This is a genomic window from Klebsiella sp. PCX (assembly GCF_021869705.1).
GTDB classification, from domain to species: domain Bacteria; phylum Pseudomonadota; class Gammaproteobacteria; order Enterobacterales; family Enterobacteriaceae; genus Klebsiella; species Klebsiella quasipneumoniae.
The window spans coordinates 3,871,525-3,897,613 of the sequence record NZ_CP091527.1 but is presented as its reverse complement, the minus strand read 5'-3'; the positions used below and the strand labels follow the sequence as shown (position 1 = coordinate 3,897,613).

The following is a 26,089-nucleotide window of genomic DNA, read 5'->3' as shown; positions in this document are numbered from 1 at the left end:
GCTGATTGTCAGAGAATACGGCTGATCAGCCGGTCGATGCGGATCCGCCGTAGTCGGCGGATCAGTTTACGCACTTTCACCGGGTAGTCGGCAATACTTTGCAGATCCCGATAATGTTTCACCACCGTGGTGTGGGTGCGGATGAGCTTCAGCTCTTTCTCCCGCATGGCCCCCAACTGCTGCTTTGGATCGTGGATCAGAATGGCATTTTCCAGATCGAGTCGCCAGGCGCGCGGGTTAAGGTTGTTGCCGGTGAGCAGCATCCACTCATCATCAACCCACATGCCTTTCAGGTGGTAGCTGTTATCGTCATCCTTCCACAGGCGGACGATCAGCTGATCGGTATTCACATAATACTGCAGCCGGCTGAGGAAACGCCGCAGGTTGATTTCATACAGATAAGGAAGCGCGCCGATGATTTTAAACGGCTGATCTTCGGGAATATAGAAATCGTTAGCGGTTTTATCGCCGACAATAATCTCCACCTGTTTACCGTCGCGTAGCAGCTGGATGATATTTCTTACCAGCACGGCAGGAAGGTTGAAGTAGGGGGTGCAGATCGTTAACTTGTGCTCGGCACAGGGCATCAGGTGAAAGATAGTTTTGTTCAGCAGGCTGGATTTCCCCAGGCCTACCAGCGGGGTGACGGAGAGTTCTTCGTCACCGGCGGTGCCGACAAAATGGTAGCTGCGGTCGCGGAGCTCCTGACGGTACTGGCGAATGTCGTTTTTGATTTCCGGACTTTTTGGCCGATCCGGTCTGTCGAGACGATTCACACCGCGTCCCTGAACCAGATTATTGTCGACCCAGTCAAACATGACGTCCGCCATTTTGCCGTTTCGGATGCACTGATAGCGATCATAGCGGTACTTATCATGCTGATGCAGATAAACATCGTTCAGGCTGGCGCCGCTGTAGAGGACGCAGTCATCGATAATAAAGCCTTTGAAATGGAGAACGCCGAGCGCCTCCCGGGTGTTAATCGGCACGCCGTAAACGGGGATCTCTACGCCCGGATTTTCAGTGGCCATCCGGCAATACCAGTCGGCGTTGGTGTTGGAGGCGGCGGCGCCGATACGGCCACGTTGAGCGCGGTGCCAGTCCACGAGGACGCGAACATCCAGTTGCGGACGTTGACGCTTGGCGTCATACAGGGCCTGCAAAATTCCTTTTCCGCCATCATCTTGCTCCAGGTAGAGCGCAATAATGCATATACGCTGAGTGGCGTTGGCAATCCGGGTCAGTAACGCTTCCCTGAAATCCGCAGGGGCGTAAAAGAACTCTACATCATCAACTGACTGAGAAAGCTTAGGGAGTTGGGCAAGGTGTTGTTGATGTTTATTACGCTTAAATTTTGACAACATCACAGTGCGTTTCTTCTCTGTTTATTGAAGGGTCTTCTGTACCATGCAGACGACGTAAGCGGGCAATAATACCATTACTACCCGCTAATGTGGTCAACAATTGCGGTCAGCGTCGCGCGATTATCCCTGATTCAGGGGCAGCGACAGACTGACAATCCCATCTTCCAGCTGAATATCAACGGTGAATCCCAGCTTTCTGGCGAGGCCGATCATGCCTCGGTTATTCGGCATCGTAATCCCATTCAGCCGTTGCAGGCCATGGCTTTGCGTATAGGCGATCAGCTTTTCCAGCAGCCTTCGGCCCAGGCCTAACCCTTTCAAATCTGAACGGACCAGCACAGCAAACTCGGCATCAATATTATCAGGGTCGGAGATCGCCCGCGTCACGCCAAGGATCTCGCTCTGTTCCGCAGTGGTCCTGACGGCGACAAACGCCATTTCTCGATCGTAGTCGATCTGGGTCATATTGGCTAAGTCGTCATGGGTAAATTCGTTGATCTCACTAAAATAGCGATAATAGAGATCTTCTTTGGTGACCTGGGCGATAAACGCGAGCAGCTGCGGTTCATCTTCCGGCAGGATCGGCCGGAACAGACAGCGATCGCCATTTTTCATCACCACCCACTCCTCCAGCTGGTGCGGATAGGGACGAATAGCGAGACGGCTTTCACTGTCGCCGCTGAAGGGTGCAAGCCCAAGGGTAACATCCAGCGCCGTAAACTCGTTGCCGGAGGCGAGCAGGGGATGAATATCCAGGCGCTGGATCTCCGGGCAGTCGACGATCAGGTTCGAGACCTGAACCAGCAGCTGGCTTAAGCCCGCGATATCCAGCGGTCGCAATGCGCTGCGGCCGCGGATCTTCTTATTTTTGATCGCCTGGATCACCAGATAACGCGCCAGGTTCATATTCAGCGGCGGCAGCGCCACGGCGGCCTGGTCCTCGGCCCGCCACTCCACGCCGCCTTCGCCCAACATAATCAACGGGCCGAAGAGAGGATCGTGCTCAACCACCACTCTCAGCTCCTGGGCGCCGGCGCGATTGGCCATACTCTGCACCAGCAGGCCATGAATGCGCGCCCGGGGCCAGGCCAGCCTGACGCGATCGATCATCGCATCCGCTGCCTGCTGCACTTCTGCCGCGGTACGCAGATACAACATGACCCCCTGTACTTCTGATTTATGCGGAATATCCGGGGAACGCAGCTTCAACGCAACCGGATAGCCTATCTGCTCAGCAATATGCACCGCTTCCGCGCTGTCAGCGGCGATCCAGGTTGGCAGTGTGTGGATGCCGTAGGCCCGGAGTACCGGGCTGACCTCGTGGGTATCCAGCGTGGTGGCGCCGTCATCGATCGCTTGCTGGAGCAGGGCATGCGCCTTGCTGGTATTGGCGGTTAACGAGTCCGGCAGCACGGGGGTCTCGCGTAGCTGTTTCTGGTTACGGCGGTACTCGACCATATGCATAAAGGCGGTGATGGTCCCCTCCGGCGTACGGTAGGTGGGAAGGCCGGCATCGCTGAACAGCCGTCGCGCCTCCTGGGAGGAGAATTCGCCGCACCAGTTGGTCAGCACGGTGACATATTTGCCACGCGGATGGTGCTTCAGGGCGTCGATCAGCGCCAGGGCGCTCTCGGTGCCCGGCGCGGCGGCGCTGGGAGAGTGGATCACCAGCAGCGCGTCATAGTCCTGGCTGTTAAGCAGAATATTCACCGCCCGCTGATAATGTTCGCTGCTGGCGTCATCGCGTAGATCCAGTGGGTTGGCGATCTCGACGCCGCCCGGCAGCGCCTGGCGCAGAGCCTCGCGCGTCTCCTCGCTGAGGGTCGCCAGCTTACCGTTACGCAACCAAAGCTCATCCAGCGCCAGCGCCGCCGGCGCCGCGCCGTTGCTGACGATCATCAGTTTTTCACCGCGCAGCGGGCGCATATGACTCAGGGTTTCTACGGCGGAGAAGAGCTCATGGGTATCCTGGACCCGCAGTAGACCAGCACGCTGGATGGCCGCATCCCATGCCGGATCCATCCCGGAGTTGACGTGCAACAGCTTCTGCGCCGCGGGACTACGGCCGCTTTTAATCACCAGGATCGGCTTGTTTCGCGAGGCGCTGCGCGCGGCGGAAACAAACCGGCGCGCGTCGCTGAGATGCTCAAGGTAGAGCAAAATGGCGCTGGTTTTGCTGTCGCGGGCCAGAAAGTCCAGCAGGTCATCGACATCTATATCCAGACTATCACCCAGCGCGATAAAGTAGGAAAACCCCATCTCGCGCTGTTGCGCCCAATCAAGGATGGTGTTGGAGACGGCAGCCGATTGCGAGATAAAGGCCAGTTTACCGCGATGGATCGGCACCGGCGAAAAGCTGGCGTTCAACCCTTGCCACGGCGCCAGCAGGCCGAGACTGTTGGGGCCGAGCAGGCGCATCTGATGGCGGGTGGCGCACGCCAGCAGCGCCGGATACTGCTCAGGCTGCGAAGAAAGAATGATGCAGGTCTTGCAGCCTTTCTGCCCCAGGGCTTCAAGCAACTCGAGATTACGCCGCGCGTTGGTACAGAGTACCGCCAGATCCGGCGTAAAGGGCAGGCTCTCGATGGTGGGCCACGCCAGCACCCCGAGCACCGCCTTCCAGGCGGGGGTCACCGGCAGCACCGGGCCATTGAAGCCACCGGCTAGCAGGTTGCGCATCATGAGATAGCCAGCGCGCTGCGGTTTCATTGATGCGCCAATAACGGCGATGGACTTTGGTCGCAGCAGTGCTTCCAGGCCTCGTTGGCTCATACCGGTCTCCTTTCATCCCAGTGACCGAATGATTTTAAACGTTTTCCACCTGGTCCGCTGTGATACTGCCCTTATGCTGGGTTTTTCCCGCCAGGTAACGGGTCCGGAAGCGGGTGAAGTGTTCGCCAAGCGCTGCGGCGGCCGGTGCATCGCCCGCCAGGTCCAGCAGGGCGATGGCCACTTCCGCGGTACAATATTGTCCATCGGCGTGCGCCTCGCGCAGATGGTAGGCTGAGATGCGGGACAGATCGACGGAGATTATCGGCAGCGCGTCCAGATAAGGGCTCTTACGGAACATTTTACGCGCTTCGGTCCAGGTGCCGTCGAGCATGATAAACAGCGGCGGTTTGCCAGACGGCGGCGCGCTCAGGACCTGGCGCTCCGGCCCGGCGTAGGAGGCGGGGAACACCACCATCGGCTGGTAATCGGGATGGGCGACCAGGTCAAGCAGCCCCTGCGGCGGCTCGGTTCTCGACCATTGATAAGCCTCGGTATTCGGCAGAATATCGGCGATGAGCCGACCGGTGTTGCTGGGCTTCATCGGTTCCGTATCAAACATCACCAGGCAAAAGCGGCTGGTGGACTGCGCCGGCGTTAACGTGGCGCACAGACACTGCTTGAGCGGCAGCAGACAGCGCTGGCAGCGGCGGATGCGATTACCGCGCGCAAGGAAAGGGCGGGTGGCTCGCGCGAGACGTTCGGCGCGCAGGCGAAGGACAGCGTTATCAGTCATGGGAGTCGCTAATGAAAAGCGCTATTGTCGCAGAGGCTAAAACGGGGCACAAGCGGTGCCCCGGAAGGATTACTGCTGTCCGGCTTCGTTCAGCCAGCTATCAAATGGCGCTTTTGGCACCGCGCCATTGAGCATGTCGATCACTTCGCCATTTTTGAACATCATAATGGTCGGGATGCTGCGGATACGAAACCGTGCGCTAAGCTCACGTTCCGCTTCGGTGTTAACTTTCACAAAGCGCATCTTCCCGCTACGCTCTTCCGCAACGTCTTCAAAGATCGGCGCGAAGCTACGGCAGGGACCGCACCATGGCGCCCAGAAATCAACAACGACCGGCAGATCGTCCTTTAAGAGTTTATCCAGCGTTGCCCCGGTCGCGTTGATGACGTCGCCGTCAAAAAGATCGTGACCGCAGCGTCCGCACTTTGCGCCATCCGCGCTACGATCGTCCGGGAGGCGGTTCAGAGCCTGACAACTGGCACAAACGGTATTCATAACTAACCTCTGGTTATGGGTTGCAACGTGGCACGTGGCCGATATGTTTCTGTGATGTTACATATTATCGATTAAGTGTTATTTAAGGACAATGCGTTTTGTTCGATGAGTGCAATAGAGGCCGGCTTTTAAACGAAATCATGGCGAAGCGATGACACATCGGGTAATCTGCGCGCTTCGCGCAGCGCAGGTGGAGAAAATTGATGAGCGACGAACTGAAAAATAAAAGCGGCAAGGTCAAAGTGATGTATGTCCGCAGTGATGATGATTCTGACAAACGCACCCATAACCCACGTACCGGGAAAGGGGGAGGTCGTCCAGGAAAATCTCGTGTTGACGGCCGCAGCCGCCCTGCGCGTGACGAACGAAACAGCCGCGGTGACGATCGTAAACGCGATGACCGCAAGCGCGATGATTTTCATCGTGACGATGCGTCCCCGTGGCGTACCGTTTCCCGCGCCCCTGGCGATGAGACCCCGGTAAAAGAAGATCACGGCGGGATCAGCGGGAAGAGTTTTATCGATCCGGAAGTGCTGCGTCGCCAGCGCGCGGAAGAGACCCGCGTGTATGGTGAAAACGCCTGTCAGGCCCTGTTCCAGAGCCGCCCGGAAGCTATTGTCCGCGCCTGGTTTATCCAGAGCGTGACGCCGCGTTTTAAAGAGGCGCTGCGCTGGATGGCGGCTAACCGTAAAGCCTATCATGTGGTTGATGAAGCCGAGCTGGCGAAAGCCTCCGGGACCGATCACCACGGCGGCGTCTGCTTCCTGATCAAAAAACGGCACGGCACCTCTGTTGCCCAGTGGGTCGCGAAGGCCGCAGAAGAAGATTGCGTTCTGGCGCTGGAAGACGTGGGTAACCCGCACAACCTCGGGGCGATCATGCGCAGCTGCGCGCACTTCGGCGTGAAGGGCGTTGTGGTTCAGGATGCCGGCGTGCTGGAGTCCGGCGCGGCGATCCGTACGGCGGAAGGCGGTGCGGAACATGTTGAGCCGATCACCGGCGACAGCTTCATCAATACTCTTGATCAATTCCGTCAGGCGGGCTACGCGATTGTCTCGACCTCCAGCCATAATGGTACCCCGCTGTTTAAAGCCGAGCTGCCGAAGAAAATGGTGCTGGTGTTAGGCCAGGAGCGCGATGGCCTGTCGGATGCAGCGATCTCCAGCGCGGACCTCAGCGTCGCCATCGATGGTACCGGCAATGTCGAAAGCCTGAACGTCTCTGTGGCGACCGGCGTTCTGCTGGCGGAGTGGTGGCGTCAGAACAAGGCGTAATACCTGTCCCTGAATAAAAAAGCCAGCTGATGCTGGCTTTTTTTATGGCTGTCGATCACTCGCTTTCGGCGGGAAGGACCGGCATCCAGTCAATCGGCGCTTCGCCGCGCTCGGTCAGCCACTGATTGGTCTGCACGAAATGGTTGCTGCCAAAGAAGCCGCGATGTGCAGAGAGCGGTGACGGGTGCGGCGCCTTCAGCACGCAGTGGCGCTGGCGATCGATAATCGCGCCTTTCTTCTGTGCATGGGAGCCCCACAGTAGAAAGACCACTCCCTCGCAATGCTCATTGATTAACGCGATTACCTTATCGGTAAACGTTTCCCAGCCGAGACTGGCGTGCGAGTGCGCCTGCCCGGCGCGGACGGTCAGGACCGTATTCAGCAGGAGCACTCCCTGGCGCGCCCAGCTTTCCAGGTAACCATGGGTAGGGCGGGTAAAGCCAGGGATAGTGGCCTCGAGCTCTTTGTACATATTTAGCAGCGAGGGCGGGATGGCGACGCCCGGGCGAACCGAGAACGCCAGACCGTGGGCTTGCCCCGGGCCGTGATAGGGGTCCTGGCCGAGAATGACGACTTTGGCATCGCCCAGTTCGGTAAAGCGAAACGCATTGAAGACGTCTTTTTGCGGTGGATAGATGGTGATCCCGGACTGGCGCTCTTCGGCGACGGTCTTTAGAGTATTGAGAAAATAGGGTTGTTGCTTTTCATCCGCCAGCACGTCATGCCAGGTTAAAGGGGTGGTCATCTTGCTCTCCTGCAAAGGGTCATTGCTATAGCTTAACGGCTTCTTTCTACAGAACAAAATCGGCACGGCTCAACGCGGGCCTTCATGCAAAAAAAATTGAAAATTTACAAAATTATTTATAGCAGCGCATGGCGTAACTTGATGTAAAACAATAAAATCCTTGCATACCCACTTAGAGTGAATGGTTTTTATTGATTTACATCAAAGAATGCCGAAGGGGCGGCTGATATATATACACTCATACAACAATGGTTTTACCAATTGGCCGCGAAGAGGCCAAAATCGAATAAACACTGCCTGGGAGGCATCAAATGATTACTGGTATCCAAATTACTAAAGCGGCAAACGACGACCTGCTGAACTCTTTCTGGCTGCTGGATAGTGAAAAAGGCGAAGCGCGCTGCCTGTGCGCCAAAGGTGGTTTTGCGGAAGATGACGTGGTGGCGGTCAGCAAACTGGGTGAAATCGAATACCGTGAAATCCCGGTAGACGTGAAACCAGAAGTTCGCGTGGAAGGCGGTCAGCACCTGAACGTTAACGTGCTGCGTCGTGAAACCCTGCTGGACGCGGTTGAACATCCGGAAAAATATCCGCAGCTGACCATTCGTGTTTCTGGCTACGCGGTGCGCTTCAACTCCCTGACGCCGGAACAGCAGCGCGACGTTATCGCTCGTACCTTTACCGAAAGCCTGTAAGGCTAACGCCAGATGTGAAAACGCCGGGATAACCCGGCGTTTTTTTTTACTCTTCGTTGGGCGCTGATGGCGTCCCGGCTGCGCTTGGTTTCCGGCGCTTACCGATATTTTTCGTATCGCGGTGGCGCTTTTTCACCCGCGGCTTTTCTTTTTCTTTCTCTTTTTTCTCGGCGCGTTTCGCCAGCACTTTCTTCGATGGTTTACCGGTCAGCTTCTCGCTTGGCGCGCGGGTTTTTGGTCGCAATTCATCAATCACCCGAGCTTTCAGCGGTTCTTCAACGTAGCGGCCGATCTTGCCCAGCAACAGGTGGTCGTGCGCTTCAACCAGCGAAATCGCGGTGCCTTTCTTACCTGCACGCCCGGTACGACCGATACGGTGCAGATAGATGTCGGCGGTGCGCGGCATATCGAAGTTAAAGACGTGGCTGACGTCCGGAATATCGATACCGCGGGCGGCGACGTCGGTAGCGATCAGCACGTTTACGCGGCCATCGGTCAGACGCTTGATGGCTTCGTTACGCTTGGCCTGCACCATCTCGCCTTCCAGCCAGCAGGTGTTAATCCCGGCTTCACGCAGCCAGTTGGCCAGCTCATGCACGCGCTCGCGCTTGCGCACAAAGACGATAGCGCGGGTAGCTTCCGGCTGTTGCAGCAGATTCACCAGCAGTTTGGTTTTATGTTCGATATCGTCAGCGCGGTAGTACCATTGATGGATTTTCTTGCGCTCGCGAGTCGACGGGTTAGCGGAAACTTCAACCGGCTCCTCCAGAAGACGTTCGGCGAAGTCTTTGATCGCATCGCCTTCGAGCGTCGCGGAGAACAGCATGGTCTGCTTGCGCCAGCGGGTTTCACCGGCGATGGTTTCGATATCCTGCGCAAAGCCCATGTCCAGCATGCGGTCGGCTTCATCGAGGATTAGGGTCTCGACGGCGCGGCAGTCGAAGTTCTCTTCTTTTATATACTGCAGCAGGCGACCAGTGGTGGCGACCACGATGTCCTGGTTTTCGCTGAACACTTCCGCGTGGTTCATGTAGGCTACGCCGCCGGTAATGGTGGCGATATCCAGATGGGTATGCTTTGCCAGCTCGCGGGCGTGGTCAGCCACCTGCATCGCCAGCTCGCGGGTCGGCGTCAGGATAAGAATACGCGGCGGGCCGGATTTCTTACGCGGGAAATCGAGCAGGTGCTGCAACGCTGGCAGCAGATACGCCGCCGTTTTACCAGTGCCGGTCGGCGCTGAACCGAGGATGTCACGGCCATCGAGCGCAGGCGGAATAGCGGCGGCCTGAATGGCTGTCGGGCGAGTGAAACCTTTATCCTGGAGGGCCTCCAGCAGGTTTTCGTCGAGTTCAAGTTCGGAAAAAGTCGTTACAGTCATGTTCTACCTCTGAGTGGGCCGCCGATTATAGACGTTACTGACGTAATGTTCATCTGTTTGTAAGGCTATCTGTTCTCCGGTATTGTGCATAGCCTTACGTTCAGGAGTTTTTGTCGGCAAGGTTATTGAGGATGTCTCAGTCGAAGTTTGCGCTGCCGCGCAATGGTTTTACCTTCAAACAGTTTTTTATCGCCCACGATCGTTGCGCGATGAAGGTGGGTACCGACGGCATTTTGCTCGGCGCCTGGGCGCCGATTGCCGGGGTGAAGCATGTGCTGGATATTGGCGCCGGCAGCGGCCTGCTGGCGCTAATGCTCGCCCAGCGTACCGGCGATGATGTATGTGTCGATGCGGTTGAACTGGACGCAGAGGCCGCCGCCCAGGCGCAGGAAAATGCTCTCGCGTCGCCATGGGCTGCGCGGGTTGAGGTCTGTCAGGCCGATATTCATCAGTGGCAGCCGCCGCAGACCCGACGCTATCAACTGATAATCAGTAACCCGCCCTTTTTTGCGGAAGGGGTGCCTTGCGCCACCTCGCAGCGGGAGCAGGCGCGGTATACCACTACGCTCGATCACGCTTCTCTGCTGACCTGCGCCGCTGAACATATCACCGAAGAAGGCTTTTTTTGCGTGGTGCTGCCGGTAGATATCGGTAATGCGTTTATCGAACGGGCAACCGCGATGGGCTGGCACCTGCGACTGCGCACTGACGTGGCGGAGACCGAGCTGCGGCCGCCGCACCGGGTGCTGCTGGCTTTCTCCCCGACGGCGGGGGAGTGTTTCAGCGACAGGCTGGCGATTCGCGGGCCAGAGCAGCAGTATTCTGAAGGCTTTACCGCTCTGACCGAGGATTTTTATCTCTTTATGTGAGCCAGGGGCGACAGTATCGACGGGCCGCTGTTCGGCAGCGACTGCGGATAATCGAGGGTGTAATGCAGACCGCGGCTCTCTTTGCGCAACATCGCGCAGCGTACGATAAGCTCCGCCACCTGCACCAGATTGCGCAGCTCCAGCAGATTATTCGAGACGCGGAAGCGGGCGTAATACTCATCCAGCTCCTGCTGCAGCATGGTAATGCGCCGCAGGGCGCGCTCCAGCCTGCGGGTGGTGCGCACAATCCCCACGTAATCCCACATCAGCAGCCGCAGCTCGTGCCAGTTATGCTGGATAACCACCAGTTCATCCGGGATCTCCACCTGACTTTCATCCCACGCCGGCAGGGTGCTAACCTTCTGGGCCAGCGGCAGGCGTCGGGCAATATCTTCCGCGGCGGACCAGCCGTAAACCAGGCACTCCAGCAGCGAGTTCGAGGCCATACGGTTCGCGCCGTGCAGCCCGGTATAGCTGACTTCGCCGATAGCGTATAACCCATCGACGTCGGTGCGGCCATTATCATCCACCATCACGCCGCCGCAGGTGTAATGTGCGGCAGGGACGACCGGTACCGGATCTTTGGTTAAATCAATTCCCAGGCCGAGCAGCTTCTCGTAAATCATCGGGAAGTGCTGGCGAACAAACGCCTCGGGTTTATGGCTGATATCAAGGAACATACAGTCCACGCCAAGGCGCTTCATCTCATGATCGATGGCGCGGGCGACGATATCGCGTGGGGCCAGCTCGCCGCGCTCGTCAAAGTCCGGCATAAAGCGGGTGCCGTCCGGGCGTTTAAGGTGGGCGCCTTCGCCGCGCAGCGCTTCGGTAAGCAGGAAGTTGCGCGCCTGCGGATGATACAGCGCGGTGGGGTGAAACTGATTAAATTCCAGATTCGCCACCCGGCAGCCCGCCCGCCAGGCCATCGCGATACCGTCTCCGGAAGAGACGTCGGGGTTAGTGGTGTATTGATAAACCTTGGCGGCTCCGCCGGTGGCGAGCACCACCGCCTTCGCGCTGCAGGTTTCCACGCGCTCTTTATTGCGGTTCCAGATCCACGCCCCGACCACCCGGCGCGTGCCTGGCAAGCCAATCTTATCCGATACGATCAAGTCGACGGCATTGCTGCGCTCAAGGATGCGGATATTGGGGTGGGCGAGGGCTTTATCGACCAACGTCGTCTCCACCGCTTTGCCGGTAGCGTCGGCGGCGTGGAGAATGCGCCGATGGCTGTGGCCCCCTTCGCGCGTGAGATGATAGCTCTCTTCGCCATTGGCCTGGACCTGAGTGTCAAACAATACGCCCTGATCGATAAGCCACTGGACGCATGATCTGGCATTGCTGGCGACGAAGGTGACCGCATGGCGATCGCATAACCCTGCGCCGGCAATCAGGGTATCTTCGACATGGGATTCAATACTGTCCGTCTCGTCGAAAACGGCGGCAATCCCGCCCTGGGCATAGAACGTAGAACCTTCGCTGATCGGCCCTTTACTCAGCACGGTCACCGAACTGTGCTCTGCCAGGCGCAGCGCAAGGGAGAGGCCGGCAGCGCCGCTGCCGATAATCAACACATCACAAGAGAAGTCAGGAGTGGTATTCATCGTCTTTGTTTAATTTACTAAACACATTTAGCTCACAATAGCACCAGCTCGTGAGGAATCGTACATTTTTTTTGGCGGGCGTTGTGACGGCTAAACAGCAGGCGAGCGGAAACGGTCTGGAGCACGGCGAAAATGAGACGCGTGGCAGGTTGATAGCATTGGATTTTATAGTGAAATAAACGCCGTGTTACGATACCCTTCAGACGGGCCTGCGCTTTTTCTTATTGACTAACCTATCGTTTAGCAACCAGGGCATATAATGATTGATAACGATCTGCCGCCGTTGCCAGACAAAAAACAAAAAGCGTAACGGAACTTTATTGTTTTCATACACTCCAACAGTCAGCTTGCTCATAATGCAGATTTTGGGTGGTGTTTTGAAGACGCATGGGAATTGGGTTTGGGGAGACATTACCTCGGATGAGCGAGCAGTTAACGGATCAGGTCCTTGTTGAACGGGTCCAGAAAGGAGATCAGAAAGCGTTTAATTTGCTGGTAGTGCGCTATCAGCATAAGGTCGCGAGCCTGGTTTCCCGCTATGTACCGCCGGGCGATATCGCTGACGTCGTTCAGGAATCGTTCGTTAAGGCATGGCGTGCGCTGGACTCTTTCCGGGGAGATAGCGCTTTTTACACCTGGTTATACCGTATCGCCGTCAATACGGCGAAGAATTATCTGGTTGCTCAGGGACGCCGTCCGCCGTCCAGCGATGTTGACGCCAACGAGGCGGAAAACTTCGAAAGCGGCGGAGCGTTGAAAGAAATTTCGAACCCTGAGAACTTAATGTTGTCAGAAGAACTGAGACAAATAGTTTTTCGTACCATTGAATCGCTCCCGGAAGATTTACGCATGGCAATTACGTTACGGGAGCTGGATGGCCTGAGCTATGAAGAGATAGCCGCTATCATGGATTGTCCGGTTGGGACGGTGCGTTCGCGTATCTTCCGGGCGCGAGAAGCTATTGATAATAAAGTTCAACCGCTTATCAGGCGTTGACGATAGCGGAATACTGGAAAAGGGTATCAGGCATGCAGAAAGAAAAACTTTCGGCTTTAATGGATGGTGAAACGCTGGATAACGAACTGCTCAACGAGCTGAGTCGTTCTTCTGAGATGCAAAAAACCTGGGAGAGTTACCACCTTATCCGCGATACGCTGCGTGGCGATACCGCAGAGGTGCTGCAATTTGATATCTCCGCCCGGGTGATGGCCGCCATTGAAAATGAGCCCGTTCGTCAGACGGCGCCGCTTATTCCTGAATCTCAGCCCGCACCACACCAGTGGCGGCAGATGCCGTTCTGGAACAAAGTGCGTCCGTGGGCCAGCTCACTGACCCAGATGGGCGTTGCCGCCTGCGTATCGCTTGCGGTTATCGTCGGCGTCCAGCACTATAATGGGCAGTCTGATGCCGCTCAGCAGCCAGAGGCGCCGGTGTTCAATACGCTGCCAATGATGGGCAAAGCGAGCCCGGTAAGTCTTGGCGTACCGGCTGACGCATCAGCAGGTAGCGGCCAGCAGGCTCAGGTCCAGGAACAGCGCCGGCGGATTAACGCCATGCTGCAGGACTACGAACTGCAGCGCCGCCTGCACGCTGAGCAGCTTCAGTTTGGCCAGGCCCAGACTCAGCAGGCCGCAGTCCAGGTGCCGGGTTATCAAACTTTAGGAACGCAATCGCAGTAATGAAGCAACTTTGGTGTGCCATGTCGCTCATGGCAGGCAGTCTGTTGTTCTCTGTCAACGCCTCGGCTGATACATCGTCCGGGGCGTTGTTGCAGCAGATGAACCTGGCCAGCCAGTCCCTCAACTATGAGCTCTCGTTCGTCAGCATCAGCAAACAAGGCGTTGAGTCGCTGCGCTATCGTCACGCGCGACTGAACAATCAACCGCTGGCGCAGCTTCTGCAGCTGGACGGTCCGCGCCGGGAAGTGGTCCTGCGCGGTACGGAAATCAGCTATTTTGAACCCGGCCTCGATCCGTTCACCCTGAACGGCGACTATATCGTCGATTCGCTGCCGTCGTTGGTTTACAGCGATTTCAAACGTCTCAGCGCAGCCTATGATTTTATCTCCGTAGGCCGTACCCGTATCGCCGACCGCCTCTGCGACGTGATCCGCGTCGTGGCTCGCGACGGCACGCGCTATAGCTTTATCGCCTGGCTGGACGCTGAGACTAAGCTGCCGCTGCGCGTCGATTTACTCGACCGCGACGGTGAAACGCTGGAGCAGTTCCGGGTTGTCTCTTTCAACGTTGGCGATAACGTCAGCGCCAGCATGGAGACGCTGGCAAAAGCGAATTTGCCGCCGCAGCTGTCGGTGCCTGAAGGGGGCGACAAAGCCAACTTCAACTGGGCGCCGACGTGGCTCCCTCAGGGCATGACTGAGGTTTCCAGCAGCCAGCGTCGTCTACCCACCTTTGATGGTCCGGTAGAATCACGTCTCTATTCCGACGGTTTGTTCAGCTTCTCGATCAATATCAACCGCGCCACCGCGGCCAGCAGCGACCAGCTGTTGCGCACCGGCCGACGCACCGTCAGCACGACGGTACGCGATAACGCGGAGATCACCGTGGTGGGCGAACTGCCGCCGCAGACGGCGAAGCGTATCTCAGACAGCATTAAATTCAAGGCAGTACAATGATCAAAGAGTGGGCCACCGTGGTTTCCTGGCATAACGGCGTGGCGCAGGTGCACTGCGACGTTAAAGCCTCCTGCAGCAGTTGCGCCTCCCGCGCCGGCTGCGGCAGCCGGGTATTAAACAAGCTGGGGCCGCAGACCAGCCATACTATCAGCGTGCCCTGCGAGCAGCCGTTGACGGCGGGGCAAAAAGTGGAGCTGGGGATCGCCGAGAGCAGTCTGCTGGGTTCGGCGCTGTTGGTCTACATGGCGCCGCTGGTGGGGCTGTTTGTGATGGCGTCGATTTTCCAGGTGCTGTTTGCCAGCGATATCGCGTCACTTTGCGGCGCGCTGCTGGGCGGCGTCGGCGGGTTCCTGGTGGCGCGCGGTCTGTCGCCGCAGCTGGCAGCGCGCCAGTCGTGGCAGCCGGTGATCCTGAGCGTCGCGTTGCCGCCGGATCTGGTGCGTATCGAAACGCCTTCCTCCGACATGGGTCAGTGATTTCACTGGCCCTTATCTTTATTTACCCTTCCTGTTACAACGCCACAATTTCTGCGGTTATGCTGGATCTAACAGCATTTCCTGGTTTCAAGGATGTAGTGTAGAATGCGGCGTTTTCGGATTAAAAAACGTCAGGCACAGTACAGCGGCCTCATGATACTCGTAAGGCATAATTAACTCTAAATATGAAGAATATACGTAACTTTTCGATCATCGCTCACATCGACCACGGTAAGTCGACGCTGTCTGACCGTATCATCCAGATTTGCGGTGGCCTTTCTGATCGTGAAATGGAAGCCCAGGTTCTGGACTCCATGGATCTTGAGCGCGAACGCGGGATCACTATCAAGGCGCAGAGCGTCACCCTGGACTATAAGGCCAACGACGGTGAGACCTATCAGCTGAACTTTATCGACACCCCGGGCCACGTGGACTTCTCCTATGAAGTCTCCCGTTCCCTCGCCGCGTGCGAAGGCGCGCTGCTGGTGGTTGACGCCGGGCAGGGCGTAGAAGCCCAGACCCTGGCCAACTGCTACACCGCCATGGAGATGGACCTGGAGGTCGTTCCGGTACTCAACAAGATCGACCTGCCTGCGGCCGACCCTGAGCGCGTAGCGGACGAGATTGAAGATATCGTCGGGATCGATGCCCATGATGCGGTGCGCTGCTCGGCGAAAACCGGCGTCGGCGTGACCGACGTGCTTGAGCGTCTGGTGCGCGATATTCCGCCGCCGGAAGGCGATCCGGACGCGCCGCTGCAGGCGCTGATTATCGACTCCTGGTTCGATAACTACCTCGGCGTGGTGTCGCTGGTGCGGATTAAAAACGGCACCATGCGCAAGGGCGATAAGATCAAGGTCATGAGCACCGGCCAGGTCTATAACGCCGACCGTCTGGGCATCTTTACCCCGAAACAGGTTGACCGTACCGAGCTGAAATGCGGCGAGGTTGGCTGGCTGGTCTGCGCGATCAAAGACATCCTCGGCGCGCCGGTGGGCGATACCCTGACCGCCGCCCGCAACCCGGCAGACAAAGCGCTGCCTGGCTTTAAGAAGGTGAAACCGCAGGTGTATGCCGGCCTGTTCCCGGTGAGCTCCGATGATTATGAAGCTTTCCGCGACGCGCTGGGCAAACTGAGCCTCAACGACGCCTCTCTGTTCTACGAGCCGGAAAGTTCTACCGCGCTGGGCTTCGGCTTCCGCTGCGGCTTCCTCGGCCTGCTGCACATGGAGATCATTCAGGAGCGTCTGGAGCGTGAATACGATCTCGACCTGATCACTACCGCGCCGACGGTAGTGTACGAAGTGGAGACCACCTCCAAAGAAGTTATCTACGTCGACAGCCCGTCCAAGCTGCCGCCGCTGAATAATATTCAGGAGCTGCGCGAGCCGATCGCCGAGTGTCACATGCTGCTGCCGCAGGAGTTCCTCGGCAACGTGATCACTCTGTGTGTGGAGAAACGTGGTGTGCAGACCAACATGGTTTACCACGGTAAACAGGTGGCGCTGACCTACGAAATCCCGATGGCGGAAGTGGTGCTCGACTTCTTCGACCGTTTGAAGTCTACCTCCCGCGGCTATGCGTCGCTGGACTACAACTTCAAACGCTTCCAGGCGTCGAACATGGTACGCGTCGATGTGCTGATCAACGGCGAGCGCGTCGATGCGCTGGCGCTGATCACCCACAACGATAACGCGCCGTATCGCGGCCGCGAGCTGGTGGAAAAGATGAAAGATCTTATTCCGCGTCAGCAGTTCGACATCGCGATTCAGGCGGCCATCGGCAACCACATCATCGCGCGCTCTACCGTGAAACAGCTGCGTAAAAACGTGCTGGCGAAATGCTACGGCGGTGACGTCAGCCGTAAGAAAAAGCTGCTGCAGAAGCAGAAAGAAGGTAAGAAGCGTATGAAGCAGGTCGGTAACGTTGAACTGCCGCAGGAAGCGTTCCTCGCCATTCTGCACGTTGGTAAAGACGGCAAATAACCCTAAGGAGTTGGCATGGCGAACATGTTTGCCCTGATCCTGGTGATTGCAACCCTGGTGACGGGCGTTTTATGGTGCCTGGACAAGTTCATTTTTGCACCGAAACGTCGTGAGCGTCAGGCCGCTGCTCAGGCAGCGACCGGCGAGCAGCTGGACAAAAAGACGTTGAAGAAAGTCGGCCCGAAACCGGGCTGGCTGGAAACCGGCGCATCAGTTTTCCCGGTGCTGGCGATCGTTCTGGTGGTACGTTCATTCATTTATGAGCCGTTCCAGATCCCGTCCGGTTCGATGATGCCGACTCTGCTGATTGGCGATTTCATCCTGGTGGAGAAATTTGCCTACGGCATTAAAGATCCTATCTACCAGAAAACGCTGATCGAGACGGGTCATCCGAAGCGCGGCGACATCGTGGTGTTTAAATATCCGGAAGACCCGCGCCTGGACTACATCAAGCGCGCGGTGGGGCTACCGGGGGATAAGGTCACCTACGATCCGATTGCCAAGCAGGTCACTATTCAGCCGGGCTGTAGTTCCGGACAGGCCTGCGGCAACGCGCTGCCGGTGACTTACTCCAACGTGGAGCCGAGCGATTTCGTTCAGACCTTCTCCCGCAGCAACGGCGGCGAGGCGAGCAGCGGTTTCTGGCAGCTGCCGAAGGGCGAAACCAAAGCCGACGGCATTCGCCTCACCGAGCGTCAGGAGACGTTGGGCGACGTCACGCATCGTATTCTGATGGTGCCGATTGCTCAGGATCAGGCTGGCATGTATTACCATCAGAGCGGTCTGCCGCTGGCCACCTGGATTGTGCCGCCGGGTCAGTACTTCATGATGGGCGACAACCGGGATAACAGCGCCGACAGCCGTTACTGGGGCTTTGTGCCGGAAGCAAACCTGGTCGGAAAAGCCACCGCTATCTGGATGAGTTTTGAAAAGCAGGAAGGTGAATGGCCGACCGGTGTGCGGTTATCGCGCATTGGTGGAATTCATTAATTTCATCTGCTGAATTCACGCCGCTGCTGTTATCGCAGCGGCGTGAATTATTTAGTATTTAAATCCATTCAAACTAACGACATCCCGTGTCGTTGCGTATAGAATATCCCCCCGAAGTTTTTGGTTGTCGCTCTGCCGGGTGACACTGCACACGAAAGCGTATTGGTCTGTTTCAACTTCCTGTTTGAAGCGTATGCTCAGGTCGGTTTCGTGTGCTGCATCTTTGACGCATTCATTTATTGGTAACGCATGAACCCCATCGTAATTAATCGGCTTCAACGAAAGCTGGGCTACACTTTTCATCATCAGGAGCTGTTGCAACAGGCATTAACTCACCGCAGTGCCAGCAGCAAACATAATGAGCGCCTGGAATTTTTAGGCGACTCCATTTTAAGTTTCGTGATCGCTAACGCGCTGTATCATCGCTTTCCTCGCGTGGATGAAGGCGACATGAGCCGTATGCGCGCGACGCTGGTGCGCGGCAACACGCTGGCGGAAATCGCCCGCGAGTTTGAGCTGGGCGAATGCTTGCGCCTCGGGCCGGGCGAACTGAAAAGCGGCGGTTTCCGTCGCGAATCGATTCTCGCGGACACCGTTGAAGCGTTAATTGGCGGGGTTTTCCTCGACAGCGATATTCAGAACGTTGAACGCTTAATTCTCTCCTGGTACCAGACTCGTCTGGACGAAATCAGCCCGGGCGATAAGCAAAAGGATCCGAAGACGCGTCTGCAGGAGTATCTGCAGGGTCGTCATCTGCCGCTGCCGTCCTACCTGGTGGTCCAGGTGCGCGGCGAAGCGCACGATCAGGAATTTACTATCCACTGCCAGGTCAGTGGCCTGAGTGAACCGGTGGTTGGCACAGGTTCCAGCCGTCGTAAGGCGGAGCAGGCTGCCGCCGAACAGGCGCTGAAAAAGCTGGAGCTGGAATGAGCGAAGAAAAAAGTTATTGTGGGTTTGTCGCCATCGTGGGTCGTCCAAACGTTGGCAAATCCACGCTGTTGAATAAGCTGCTTGGGCAGAAGATCTCGATCACCTCCCGTAAAGCGCAGACCACCCGTCACCGCATCGTCGGCATCCATACCGAAGGGCCGTATCAGGCGATTTACGTCGATACTCCGGGCCTGCATATGGAAGAGAAGCGCGCCATTAACCGCCTGATGAACAAAGCGGCCAGCAGCTCGATTGGCGATGTTGAACTGGTCATCTTCGTGGTGGAAGGCACCCGCTGGACGCAGGACGACGAGATGGTGCTCAACAAGCTGCGCGACGCGAAAGCGCCGGTGATCCTCGCGGTCAACAAGGTAGATAACGTGCAGGAAAAAGCGGATCTGTTACCGCACCTGCAGTTCCTCGCCAGCCAGATGAACTTCCTTGATATCGTGCCGATGTCGGCGGAAACGGGGACCAACGTCGACACCATCGCGGCGATCGTGCGTAAGCATCTGCCGGAAGCGATCCATCACTTCCCGGAAGATTATATTACCGATCGTTCCCAGCGCTTTATGGCCTCCGAAATCATCCGTGAAAAACTGATGCGTTTCCTTGGCGCTGAGCTGCCGTACTCCGTCACCGTGGAAATCGAACGTTTTGTGACCAACGAGCGCGGCGGTTACGACATCAACGGCCTGATCCTCGTCGAGCGTGAAGGGCAGAAGAAGATGGTGATTGGCAACAAAGGCGCCAAAATCAAAACCATCGGTATCGAAGCGCGTAAGGACATGCAGGAGATGTTTGAAGCGCCGGTGCACCTCGAGCTGTGGGTCAAAGTGAAATCCGGCTGGGCCGATGACGAGCGCGCCCTGCGCAGTCTCGGTTATGTTGACGACCTCTGAGTTAACGCAACGTGGATGGATGGCAGCGCGCCTTTGTCCTGCATAGCCGACCGTGGAGCGAAACCAGCCTGATGCTGGACGTCTTCACGGAAGAATCCGGTCGCGTGCGCCTGGTTGCCAAGGGCGCACGCTCCAAACGCTCGAATCTTAAAGGCGCTTTACAGCCCTTTACCCCCTTGCTGGTTCGCTTCGGTGGCCGCGGCGAAGTCAAAACCCTGCGCAGCGCGGAAGCTGTCTCGCTGGCGCTGCCGCTCAGCGGCATCACCCTCTACAGCGCTCTTTACGTTAACGAGCTTATCTCCCGTGTGCTGGAGCACGAAACGCGCTTCTCCGAACTCTTTTTTGACTATTTGCACTGCATTCAGGCGCTCGCCGGGGCCAGCGGCTCGCCGGAGCCGGCGCTGCGGCGCTTTGAGCTGGCGCTGCTCGGGCACCTGGGCTATGGCGTGGATTTTCTCCACTGCGCCGGGAGCGGCGAGCCGGTGGACGACACCATGACCTACCGCTATCGCGAAGAAAAAGGCTTTATTGCCAGCCTGGTGATTGATAACAACACGTTTACCGGGCACCATTTGAAAGCGTTGGCGAGTCGCGAGTTTCCTGATGTTGATACGCTGCGCGCCGCGAAGCGCTTTACCCGTATCGCCCTGAAGCCCTATCTCGGCGGCAAACCGCTCAAGAGCCGGGAATTGTTTCGCCAGTTTATGCCCGCGCGAAAGGCGCGAGCGGATAATACGAAGAATGATTAACGAGGATTGTCATGGCTGAATTACTGTTAGGGGTCAATATTGACCATATCGCGACCTTGCGTAACGCCCGCGGCACCGCCTACCCGGATCCGGTTCAGGCGGCTTTCATTGCCGAACAGGCCGGCGCCGACGGCATTACCGTGCATCTGCGCGAAGACCGCCGCCATATCACCGATCGCGATGTGCGTATCCTGCGCCAGACGCTGCACACCCGCATGAATCTTGAAATGGCGGTCACCGAAGAGATGCTGACGATCGCCTGCGAAACCAAACCGCATTTCTGCTGCCTGGTGCCGGAGAAGCGCCAGGAAGTGACCACCGAAGGCGGGCTGGACGTCGCCGGCCAGCGCGACAAGATGCGTGATGCCTGTCAACGCCTGGCGGATGCCGGCATCCTGGTCTCCCTGTTTATCGATGCGGATGAAGCACAAATTAAAGCGGCAGCGGACGTTGGCGCGCCTTATATCGAAATCCATACCGGCTGCTATGCCGATGCTAAAACCGACGCCGAGCAGGCGAAGGAGCTGGAACGCATTGCCAAAGCGGCCGCCTACGCCGCCAGCCTCGGCCTGAAGGTTAATGCGGGTCACGGTCTGACCTATCACAACGTGAAAGCGATTGCCGCGCTGCCGGAAATGCATGAGCTGAATATCGGCCACGCGATTATTGGCCGCGCGGTGATGAGCGGCCTGAAAGAGGCGGTCGCGGAAATGAAGCGTCTGATGCTGGAAGCGCGCGGCTAATGGCCATTCTCGGGCTGGGTACCGACATCGTCGAGATCGCCCGCATCGAAGCGGTGATCGCCCGCAGCGGCGATCGCCTTGCCCGCCGGGTGCTGAGCGACCATGAATGGAGTATCTGGGAGCAGCATCAGCAGCCGGTGCGTTTCCTGGCGAAACGCTTTGCGGTCAAGGAAGCGGCGGCGAAAGCGCTGGGGACCGGGATCCGCAACGGGCTGGCCTTTAATCAGTTCGAAGTTTACAACGATGAGCTGGGCAAGCCGAAGCTGCGGCTATGGGGTGAGGCGCAACGGCTGGCGGAACGGTTGGGGGTGAGCCATATTCATGTCACGCTCGCCGATGAGCGCCATTACGCCTGCGCCACGGTGATTGTCGAAAGCTAAGCGCGACGGCGGTTAAATTTTATCCGCGTGGTGCATCAGGACGAATTTATCCCACAGCTGTTCTTCACTCTCGACGTGTGCCGGATCTTTCAGAATAGTATTCGGGATCGGGCACACCTTCTGGCAGGTGGGCGTATCGTAATGGCCCACGCATTCGGTGCAGCGGTCGCTGTTAATTTCATAAATGCTGTCACCCATCGAAATGGCCTCATTGGGGCACTCCGGCTCGCACATATCGCAGTTGATGCATTTTTTGGTAATTAACAGCGCCATCAGGAAAATCTCAGAAACAACACAAACAGGGCGGGCATTATACGCCCATTTTCTGCTCAGACCAGCTTTTTCACCAGCGCTTCGCTATGGCGAATGCGCTCCGGCGCCCGCTCCAGATCCTGCTGCACCAGCCCCATAAACAGCAGGTCGGTGAGCATCATTTGCGCGCTGGTGGAGGAGATGGCCGCGCTGCGCGTCGCCTGCTCTTCGGCGATAGTATACAGGCAGTGGGTCGCCTGCTGCTGCAGGGCGTTAGGGCTAAAGCCGGTGATCGCCAGGATCTTACAGCCGACGCGCAGCGCTTCACCGGCCGCCATATTGATCTCCCGACGCTCGCCGGAGTAAGAGATCGCCAGCAGCAGATCGTCGCTGGACATGGCCTGCACCGTCGCCAGCAGAGCGTGCATATCCTGCTCAGAGACAGCGTTGACGCCGATCTTCATCAGCTTCCAGCTAAAGTTACGCGCCACCAGGCCGGACGCGCCAATCCCGGTGACGATCACCCGCCGGGCGTTGCGCAGCAGCGTGACGGCTTCCCGCAGCGTCTCTTCAGTGTTGACGTCCAGCGAGGCATGCATGGCGGCGACATTGTCTTTGATGAGTTTCTCGCCCACCAGACGTAGCGGGTCGTCACCGCGAATGTGGTTATGTACCGGGACGGAGTGCGGATCCGGGCTGCTGGCCAGCGCTTCACTCAGCGCCAGCTTCAGCGCCGGAAAGCCTTTGAACCCCAGTTTTTGGGCAAATTTAACCACGCTGGACTGACTCACCCCGGCTTCCGCCGCCAGCTGCTGCGAGCTGAGGTGCCGGGTGTCATCGGGTTGGCTCAGAATAAAATCGGCCAACTTTTTGTCGCTCGCCGCCAGGGTGGGATAGCGCTGACGAATACGCGTTAAACAGTTCATTGGAGCTCCACTGGAGCCGTCCGGCTCGTGACTGAAAGAATTTTTATTCGATTATAAGGGGTATACCACGAATTAAAAATTCATAAGCCACAATTTTTCCTTCGCCTGCTAATTTAATTCTTCCTTAACGGCAGGGATGTTTTCCCTCTTCATGGCATAAGACTGTTAAGCTTACCCTAACGAGAAGCGAATCCTGAGAGAAGGGGGCAGTTTGCAGCACAGTGAACGGAGAGTGGTGTTTTTCGATCTGGACGGAACCTTGCATCAACAGGATATGTTCGGCAGTTTTCTGCGCTACCTGCTGCGCCATCTGCCGCTGAACCTGCTGCTGGTGGTGGCGATGGGGCCGGTGATCCTTGCCGGGCTGGCGGTGTGCGGGCGGGCGGCGCGCTGGCCGATGAGCCTCCTGCTATGGGCGTCAACCTTTGGCCGTCGCGAGGCGGTACTGAAGCGGCTGGAAGCGGAGTTTGTCGGCTGGTTTCGTCATCATGTGACAGCGTTTCCCGTGGTTCATGCGCGTCTGACGGCCTACCTGACCAGTACCGATGCCGACGTCTGGTTGATCACCGGCTCGCCGCAGTCGCTGGTGGAACAGGTTTATCGCGATACCCTCTGGCTGCCGCGGGTGAATCTGATAGCCAGCCGCACCGCGCGCCGCTGGGGCGGCTGGGTATTGACCCTGCGCTGCCTGGGCCATGAAAAGGTGGTGCAGCTGGAGAAAAAGATTGGCGCACCGCTGCAGCTGTATAGCGGCTATAGCGACAGTGAGCAGGATAACCCGTTGCTCGGCTTTTGCCAGCATCGCTGGCGGGTCACCCCGCAGGGAGAGCTGCAGCAGCTGGAGTAATAGTGTGTAATTGATAGCTCCCATGTATAATGCGCCCCGCTTTTTCTGCTGGAGTGGCCGCTGTGTCTGACCTCGAACTCAATGATGAATACTGGATGCGTCATGCCCTGACGCTGGCGAAGCGCGCCTGGGAAGAGGGCGAGGTACCGGTGGGCGCGGTGCTGGTGCATAACAATCAGGTCATTGGCGAGGGCTGGAACCGGCCGATAGGCCGTCACGACCCTACCGCCCATGCGGAAATTATGGCCTTACGCCAGGGCGGACTGGTGCTGCAAAACTACCGGCTGATCGACGCCACGCTGTACGTGACCCTCGAGCCCTGCGTGATGTGCGCGGGGGCGATGGTGCACAGCCGTATCGCCCGCCTGGTGTTTGGCGCCAGGGATGCCAAGACCGGTGCCGCCGGCTCGCTGATGGATGTTCTGCATCATCCGGGAATGAACCATCGGGTTGAGATTAGCGAAGGCGTGCTGGCGGAGTCCTGCTCTGCCATGCTGAGCGACTTCTTCCGCTGGCGGCGGGAAGAGAAAAAAGCGCTGAAGAAAGCCCGGGAGCAGAACGGGGAAAGTTAATACAGGTGGCCTGGGAGTTTCATCCGGGCATTATCCATCTGTTTTTCGGCGCGAAACTTGAAAAAGGGCAGGGTGGTCTCCTGCGGCTGTTCGAGCTCATTGGGGAGCACGGCCGGGTAATCTTCCGCCAGGGCCAGCATTTGCTGCTGCTGGCGCTCCTTCTCTGACAAATAGCCGACAAGGCTTATCTGATATTTGCGGATGTTTTCCACATAGGCGTAGGCCTCATGGCCGCGGGCATAGCCGTATTTTAGTTTGCTGTAATAGGGTTTCTGGCTCAGCAGCGGTAAACGCAGCTTAACGTCCGCCCAGCTGTTAGGATTGCCTTTCTGTTTGCGGGTGAGCGCCATGGCGTCCAGCATATGGGCATAGCCCATATTGTAAGCGGCCAGCGCAAACCAGATGCGTTCATCTTTCGGGATCGAATCCGGCACTTTATCCATCATATCCTGTAGATAGCGCATGCCGCCGTCGATACTCTGCGCCGCATCGGTCCGGTCAGTCAGCCCCAGACTTTGCGCCGTATTGCGCGTGAGCATCATCATGCCGCGCACGCCGGTAGGAGAGGTGGCCTGTGGATCCCAGTGGGATTCCTGCCAGGCGATGGCGGCCAGCAGGCGCCAGTCGATCTCGCGGGCGTACTTTTCAAACAGCGGCTGCACCTCCGGAAGAATGTTTTCCACCGCGCGCAGGAAGGTGCGGGTATCGACGTAATCAAAATCGTTGCCGTGGCCGAGGTACTTCTCCTCCAGGCGCGCCAGGGTGCCGTCTTCATTGATGTTGTTGAAGAAATCAAGCATCGCCGCCGACAGGGAATTATCATCGTCCCGGGCGCTGAACCAGGTGACCGGCTGTTCGTCGGTGATATCGAGGGCTACCGCCAGCTCCGGATGGACGCGCTGAAACAGGCTGACGGCCACCGAGTCGGCGATGGTGTAATCGAGTTTGCCGTCAATCACCGCCTGCATCAGCGCCGTGGTGCCGCGTTTTTCGTCCACGCGCCAGGCAAGATCCGGGTATTTCTCGGCTTTTAAGGTCTGCAGGTCGTTGATCGCCACGTGGCCCGGAGCGATGGCGAGCTGCTCGGCGGTCAGCGCCGCGAGGCTGCGCGGCCGGGTATTGCCGACGCGGTAGACCAGCTGTTGCGAAACAGAATAGTAGGTGGGGCCGGCCTGATAGTTTTTCACCCGCTCCTGGTTATAGACCAGCCCGGCAGCCAGCATATCGGCCTGACCGTCGTCGAGGTCGTCAAACAGCTGGCTGATGTTCTGCCGGACGGTTATCTTAAGCGTCACGCCGAGGTAGTCGGCAAACTGCTTCGCCAGTTCGTAGTCCAGGCCGAACGTTTTATTGTTCATGGTGGCAAAGGTCATCGGCGAGTTGATGGTGCTGATGCGCAGCTCGCCGCGAGCGATAATACCCGCCACCCGGTTCTCGGGTTTACCGGACCAGGGGATCGACGGCCACAGGGCAGCCGCCAGCAAAAGGGTGACAATGCCGATCAGCAGATAATTAATCTTTAATTTTTTCAGCGCGTTAATCTTCTGCAGCTTCAGGTTCCTCAGCGGGCGATGTCCGGAAAAAACGCAAGGTTGTCGTCGAATGAGCGGCATTCTGCTTAAGAATGCGCCAGTTGGCAACTTATTCGCGATAGGCGTCACATTTATTGATAAACAGCATCAATGATTTTATTTCTACGCAAACGGTTTCGTCGGGGCGCAGGATTCACTATAATGACGCCCGTTTCCCCCCCTGGCTCACCCTGAAAGCTTC

General features: G+C 57.5%; 26 protein-coding genes. 16 read left to right on the top strand and 10 right to left on the bottom strand.

The genetic code is table 11. The features are described from left to right. Positions 1-8: 8 nt before the first annotated feature. The 4 genes from pssA to trxC all read right to left on the bottom strand — a co-directional run bounded on the left by pssA (position 9) and on the right by trxC (position 5,364). Complete coding sequence (pssA, locus tag GQR96_RS18455; protein WP_004201812.1) at positions 9-1,364, bottom strand: CDP-diacylglycerol--serine O-phosphatidyltransferase; 1,356 nt, start codon at positions 1,362-1,364, stop codon at positions 9-11. 120 nt (positions 1,365-1,484) lie between these two features. Next, on the bottom strand, positions 1,485-4,136 hold the full coding sequence (gene pat / locus GQR96_RS18450; RefSeq protein ID WP_065905439.1) for a bifunctional acetate--CoA ligase family protein/GNAT family N-acetyltransferase: 2,652 nt from the start codon (positions 4,134-4,136) through the stop codon (positions 1,485-1,487). A 34-nt stretch (positions 4,137-4,170) separates the two neighbouring features. Beyond that, complete coding sequence (tapT, locus tag GQR96_RS18445; protein WP_032456473.1) at positions 4,171-4,869, bottom strand: tRNA-uridine aminocarboxypropyltransferase; 699 nt, start codon at positions 4,867-4,869, stop codon at positions 4,171-4,173. A gap of 69 nt (positions 4,870-4,938) precedes the next feature. Beyond that, entirely contained in the window at positions 4,939-5,364 is a 426-nt protein-coding gene (trxC, locus tag GQR96_RS18440) for a thioredoxin TrxC (RefSeq protein WP_002914091.1), read from the bottom strand. 203 nt (positions 5,365-5,567) lie between these two features. Here trxC and GQR96_RS18435 point away from each other — a divergent pair, with 203 nt between their 5' ends. Then, complete coding sequence (locus GQR96_RS18435) at positions 5,568-6,638, top strand: tRNA/rRNA methyltransferase (protein WP_065878245.1); 1,071 nt, start codon at positions 5,568-5,570, stop codon at positions 6,636-6,638. 55 nt (positions 6,639-6,693) lie between these two features. On the opposite strand, the gene ung is transcribed toward GQR96_RS18435, so the two are convergent. Continuing rightward, positions 6,694-7,383 (bottom strand): uracil-DNA glycosylase, encoded by a 690-nt coding sequence (ung, locus tag GQR96_RS18430; RefSeq protein WP_065905438.1) that lies wholly within the window; start codon positions 7,381-7,383, stop codon positions 6,694-6,696. 311 nt (positions 7,384-7,694) lie between these two features. Here ung and grcA point away from each other — a divergent pair, with 311 nt between their 5' ends. Next, complete coding sequence (grcA, locus tag GQR96_RS18425; protein WP_002914084.1) at positions 7,695-8,078, top strand: autonomous glycyl radical cofactor GrcA; 384 nt, start codon at positions 7,695-7,697, stop codon at positions 8,076-8,078. Between the two features lie 46 nt (positions 8,079-8,124). On the opposite strand, the gene srmB is transcribed toward grcA, so the two are convergent. Next, a complete protein-coding gene (gene srmB / locus GQR96_RS18420; RefSeq protein WP_004201817.1) occupies positions 8,125-9,456 on the bottom strand; it encodes an ATP-dependent RNA helicase SrmB in 1,332 nt (443 codons plus the stop codon). A gap of 131 nt (positions 9,457-9,587) precedes the next feature. Here srmB and GQR96_RS18415 point away from each other — a divergent pair, with 131 nt between their 5' ends. Further along, positions 9,588-10,325 carry a tRNA(1)(Val) (adenine(37)-N(6))-methyltransferase TrmN gene (locus GQR96_RS18415; protein ID WP_017900411.1) on the top strand — a complete coding sequence of 246 codons (738 nt, stop codon included), beginning with the start codon at positions 9,588-9,590 and terminating at the stop codon, positions 10,323-10,325. Here the strand turns inward: GQR96_RS18415 and nadB are convergent. Beyond that, on the bottom strand, positions 10,310-11,929 hold the full coding sequence (gene nadB, locus GQR96_RS18410) for an L-aspartate oxidase (protein WP_004201819.1): 1,620 nt from the start codon (positions 11,927-11,929) through the stop codon (positions 10,310-10,312). The genes GQR96_RS18415 and nadB overlap by 16 nt on opposite strands. 420 nt (positions 11,930-12,349) lie before the next feature. Between nadB and rpoE the strand changes: the two genes are divergently transcribed. From rpoE to acpS, 11 genes are all read left to right on the top strand, one after another. Further along, positions 12,350-12,925, top strand: coding sequence for an RNA polymerase sigma factor RpoE (gene rpoE / locus GQR96_RS18405; RefSeq protein WP_002914074.1), 576 nt, complete (start codon positions 12,350-12,352; stop codon positions 12,923-12,925). A gap of 32 nt (positions 12,926-12,957) precedes the next feature. Next, positions 12,958-13,608 (top strand): anti-sigma-E factor RseA, encoded by a 651-nt coding sequence (rseA, locus tag GQR96_RS18400; protein ID WP_004201820.1) that lies wholly within the window; start codon positions 12,958-12,960, stop codon positions 13,606-13,608. Beyond that, the gene (rseB, locus tag GQR96_RS18395; RefSeq protein WP_004201821.1) at positions 13,608-14,564 is read left to right on the top strand and encodes a sigma-E factor regulatory protein RseB; all 957 of its coding nucleotides are present in this window, start codon (positions 13,608-13,610) and stop codon (positions 14,562-14,564) included. Before rseA ends, rseB begins: the two co-directional genes overlap by 1 nt. Next, the gene (rseC, locus tag GQR96_RS18390; protein ID WP_004201822.1) at positions 14,561-15,040 is read left to right on the top strand and encodes a SoxR-reducing system protein RseC; all 480 of its coding nucleotides are present in this window, start codon (positions 14,561-14,563) and stop codon (positions 15,038-15,040) included. Before rseB ends, rseC begins: the two co-directional genes overlap by 4 nt. A gap of 185 nt (positions 15,041-15,225) precedes the next feature. Then, positions 15,226-17,025, top strand: a complete 1,800-nt coding sequence (lepA, locus tag GQR96_RS18385) for a translation elongation factor 4 (protein WP_004201823.1) — start codon at positions 15,226-15,228, stop codon at positions 17,023-17,025. A gap of 15 nt (positions 17,026-17,040) precedes the next feature. Further along, positions 17,041-18,015 (top strand): signal peptidase I, encoded by a 975-nt coding sequence (lepB, locus tag GQR96_RS18380; RefSeq protein ID WP_004201827.1) that lies wholly within the window; start codon positions 17,041-17,043, stop codon positions 18,013-18,015. Positions 18,016-18,264: 249 nt separating this feature from the next. Continuing rightward, on the top strand, positions 18,265-18,945 hold the full coding sequence (rnc, locus tag GQR96_RS18375) for a ribonuclease III (RefSeq protein ID WP_002914065.1): 681 nt from the start codon (positions 18,265-18,267) through the stop codon (positions 18,943-18,945). Continuing rightward, on the top strand, positions 18,942-19,847 hold the full coding sequence (gene era, locus GQR96_RS18370; RefSeq protein WP_017900415.1) for a GTPase Era: 906 nt from the start codon (positions 18,942-18,944) through the stop codon (positions 19,845-19,847). The genes rnc and era overlap by 4 nt, the downstream gene beginning before the upstream one ends. A gap of 11 nt (positions 19,848-19,858) precedes the next feature. Continuing rightward, complete coding sequence (recO, locus tag GQR96_RS18365; protein WP_043520108.1) at positions 19,859-20,596, top strand: DNA repair protein RecO; 738 nt, start codon at positions 19,859-19,861, stop codon at positions 20,594-20,596. Positions 20,597-20,607: 11 nt separating this feature from the next. Further along, the gene (gene pdxJ / locus GQR96_RS18360; protein ID WP_017900416.1) at positions 20,608-21,339 is read left to right on the top strand and encodes a pyridoxine 5'-phosphate synthase; all 732 of its coding nucleotides are present in this window, start codon (positions 20,608-20,610) and stop codon (positions 21,337-21,339) included. Then, positions 21,339-21,719, top strand: a complete 381-nt coding sequence (gene acpS / locus GQR96_RS18355; RefSeq protein WP_004201835.1) for a holo-ACP synthase — start codon at positions 21,339-21,341, stop codon at positions 21,717-21,719. Before pdxJ ends, acpS begins: the two co-directional genes overlap by 1 nt. 12 nt (positions 21,720-21,731) lie before the next feature. On the opposite strand, the gene GQR96_RS18350 is transcribed toward acpS, so the two are convergent. Continuing rightward, entirely contained in the window at positions 21,732-21,992 is a 261-nt protein-coding gene (locus tag GQR96_RS18350; RefSeq protein WP_004144350.1) for a YfhL family 4Fe-4S dicluster ferredoxin, read from the bottom strand. 56 nt (positions 21,993-22,048) lie between these two features. Then, positions 22,049-22,897, bottom strand: coding sequence for a MurR/RpiR family transcriptional regulator (locus tag GQR96_RS18345; protein ID WP_004201837.1), 849 nt, complete (start codon positions 22,895-22,897; stop codon positions 22,049-22,051). Positions 22,898-23,108: 211 nt separating this feature from the next. Between GQR96_RS18345 and yfhb the strand changes: the two genes are divergently transcribed. Both yfhb and tadA read left to right on the top strand, forming a co-directional pair. Continuing rightward, entirely contained in the window at positions 23,109-23,744 is a 636-nt protein-coding gene (gene yfhb, locus GQR96_RS18340) for a phosphatidylglycerophosphatase C (RefSeq protein WP_004201838.1), read from the top strand. A 62-nt stretch (positions 23,745-23,806) separates the two neighbouring features. Then, complete coding sequence (gene tadA, locus GQR96_RS18335; protein ID WP_023318886.1) at positions 23,807-24,316, top strand: tRNA adenosine(34) deaminase TadA; 510 nt, start codon at positions 23,807-23,809, stop codon at positions 24,314-24,316. Here tadA and mltF read toward each other — a convergent pair. Next, positions 24,313-25,929, bottom strand: a complete 1,617-nt coding sequence (mltF, locus tag GQR96_RS18330) for a membrane-bound lytic murein transglycosylase MltF (RefSeq protein WP_065905435.1) — start codon at positions 25,927-25,929, stop codon at positions 24,313-24,315. The two genes, tadA and mltF, sit on opposite strands and share 4 nt — an antisense overlap. Positions 25,930-26,089: the final 160 nt, after the last annotated feature.

Excerpts from the sequence above, each read along its gene's own strand:
- rnc (WP_002914065.1), top strand. The coding sequence starts at position 18,265 with ATGAACCCCATCGTAATTAATCGGCTTCAACGAAAGCTGGGCTACACT.
- pssA (WP_004201812.1), bottom strand. The coding sequence starts at position 1,364 with ATGTTGTCAAAATTTAAGCGTAATAAACATCAACAACACCTTGCCCAA.
- acpS (WP_004201835.1), top strand. The coding sequence starts at position 21,339 with ATGGCCATTCTCGGGCTGGGTACCGACATCGTCGAGATCGCCCGCATC.
- rseC (WP_004201822.1), top strand. The coding sequence starts at position 14,561 with ATGATCAAAGAGTGGGCCACCGTGGTTTCCTGGCATAACGGCGTGGCG.
- grcA (WP_002914084.1), top strand. The coding sequence starts at position 7,695 with ATGATTACTGGTATCCAAATTACTAAAGCGGCAAACGACGACCTGCTG.
- nadB (WP_004201819.1), bottom strand. The coding sequence starts at position 11,929 with ATGAATACCACTCCTGACTTCTCTTGTGATGTGTTGATTATCGGCAGC.
- lepA (WP_004201823.1), top strand. The coding sequence starts at position 15,226 with ATGAAGAATATACGTAACTTTTCGATCATCGCTCACATCGACCACGGT.
- tapT (WP_032456473.1), bottom strand. The coding sequence starts at position 4,869 with ATGACTGATAACGCTGTCCTTCGCCTGCGCGCCGAACGTCTCGCGCGA.
- GQR96_RS18415 (WP_017900411.1), top strand. The coding sequence starts at position 9,588 with ATGTCTCAGTCGAAGTTTGCGCTGCCGCGCAATGGTTTTACCTTCAAA.
- pat (WP_065905439.1), bottom strand. The coding sequence starts at position 4,136 with ATGAGCCAACGAGGCCTGGAAGCACTGCTGCGACCAAAGTCCATCGCC.
- mltF (WP_065905435.1), bottom strand. The coding sequence starts at position 25,929 with ATGCCGCTCATTCGACGACAACCTTGCGTTTTTTCCGGACATCGCCCG.
- GQR96_RS18435 (WP_065878245.1), top strand. The coding sequence starts at position 5,568 with ATGAGCGACGAACTGAAAAATAAAAGCGGCAAGGTCAAAGTGATGTAT.
- era (WP_017900415.1), top strand. The coding sequence starts at position 18,942 with ATGAGCGAAGAAAAAAGTTATTGTGGGTTTGTCGCCATCGTGGGTCGT.
- rseB (WP_004201821.1), top strand. The coding sequence starts at position 13,608 with ATGAAGCAACTTTGGTGTGCCATGTCGCTCATGGCAGGCAGTCTGTTG.
- rpoE (WP_002914074.1), top strand. The coding sequence starts at position 12,350 with ATGAGCGAGCAGTTAACGGATCAGGTCCTTGTTGAACGGGTCCAGAAA.
- GQR96_RS18345 (WP_004201837.1), bottom strand. The coding sequence starts at position 22,897 with ATGAACTGTTTAACGCGTATTCGTCAGCGCTATCCCACCCTGGCGGCG.
- lepB (WP_004201827.1), top strand. The coding sequence starts at position 17,041 with ATGGCGAACATGTTTGCCCTGATCCTGGTGATTGCAACCCTGGTGACG.
- pdxJ (WP_017900416.1), top strand. The coding sequence starts at position 20,608 with ATGGCTGAATTACTGTTAGGGGTCAATATTGACCATATCGCGACCTTG.
- GQR96_RS18350 (WP_004144350.1), bottom strand. The coding sequence starts at position 21,992 with ATGGCGCTGTTAATTACCAAAAAATGCATCAACTGCGATATGTGCGAG.
- rseA (WP_004201820.1), top strand. The coding sequence starts at position 12,958 with ATGCAGAAAGAAAAACTTTCGGCTTTAATGGATGGTGAAACGCTGGAT.
- ung (WP_065905438.1), bottom strand. The coding sequence starts at position 7,383 with ATGACCACCCCTTTAACCTGGCATGACGTGCTGGCGGATGAAAAGCAA.
- trxC (WP_002914091.1), bottom strand. The coding sequence starts at position 5,364 with ATGAATACCGTTTGTGCCAGTTGTCAGGCTCTGAACCGCCTCCCGGAC.
- srmB (WP_004201817.1), bottom strand. The coding sequence starts at position 9,456 with ATGACTGTAACGACTTTTTCCGAACTTGAACTCGACGAAAACCTGCTG.